Here is a 1,334-nt window from a genome sequence, read left to right on the forward strand (position 1 = left end):
TAAAGCATTTGCAGCATTTTGCGAGATCGGCTCGCGTTTCTTTTGATCCTTAGGCGCTTTTTGCTGATATAGACCGGGATTAATGCGAACTTCGATGGCCATTAATTTAGCAAATCCACGAGAGCGTAAAGCATTCAGGATCGTCAAACGATCGTAATCAACCTTCATTTTGATCGCCGCGCTAGCGACATCGAGGATCAAACATCCCTGACGTAAATTGCGCTCGGCATGCTGTGCAGTCCCATTTGGCAGCAACTCTGCTAACACTTTATTCAACTCGAGTATCTCGCACGCATGATGCTGGATCTTTTGTAGCGAGCTACCGCTACCGTCAATAAGTTCTTGTGTTGAGGTGGGGCGATGATCACGCATGATAGGCACCTAAAAAAACATACCATACATGCATTCTAAGTTACCACTTAAGCCTGCTTCAAGTTGCTTTGGCGTTATTTCACTGGTGAATCCATCGCCAATAACAATAAAAACTTCAAAGCGCTTCAAACAAATGGGGTTTGTGATGGTTGTCTTAACGAAAAATACCTTCTACACTAGAACGACATTTATTTGCCCACTTAGCCTTGAAAAATAGCTCGTCAGTACAATATCTGAGTTACATGATTTATCTCAGTATCCTTAGTTTAAAACTGGTAGAGACTGAAGGCATTTATCGTAGGCCGAAATGGTCTAACAAAGAGAGATTCATAAGAAATGATAACTAAGACTACTGACAAAGGTGATTGGTAGTCGCAACGATCGCACACTGCGCCGCCTTAGAAAGATTGTTAAAGAGATTAACAACTACGAGCCGACCTTTGAGGCTCTCTCAGATGAACAATTAAAAGCAAAAACGGTTGAGTTTCGCCAACGCTCTACGAAGCAGACGACTTGATCAACTATTACCTGAAGCATTTGCTACCGTTCGCGAAGCATCAAAGCGTGTTTACGGTATGCGTCATTTCGACGTTCAGTTAATGTGGTAGTGTCGTCATGCAGGCCAAATCGCTGAAATGCGTACGGGTGAAGGTAAAACTTTAACCGCAACTCTTCCTGCTTACCTTAACGCACTCGCTGGTAAAGGTGTTCACATTGTTACCGYCAATGATTACTTGGCGAAGCGTGACGCAGAAACCAACCGCCCTCTATTTGAGTTTCTAGGAATGACCGTTGGTATTAATGTGCCAAACATGCCTCATCCTGCGAAAAAAGAAGCGTACCAAGCCGATATCCTATACGGAACCAACAACGAGTTTGGTTTTGACTATCTACGTGACAACATGGCTTTCCGCAATGAAGATCGTGTTCAGCGTGAACGCTTCTTTGCCGTTGTCGATGAA

At 43.7% G+C, this 1,334-nt stretch carries 1 protein-coding gene and 1 pseudogene; one reads left to right on the forward strand and one right to left on the reverse strand.

Annotated elements, in window-relative coordinates:
- Positions 1-372: DciA family protein (locus CIK04_RS24065; RefSeq protein WP_325205765.1), on the reverse strand; the 372-nt coding region annotated here is incomplete at its 3' end.
- Positions 373-724: 352 nt separating this feature from the next.
- Between CIK04_RS24065 and secA the strand changes: the two are divergent.
- Positions 725-1,334, forward strand: a pseudogene (secA, locus tag CIK04_RS24070) (preprotein translocase subunit SecA); the annotation flags it as partial.

The organism is Vibrio sp. 03_296 (assembly GCF_002265885.1).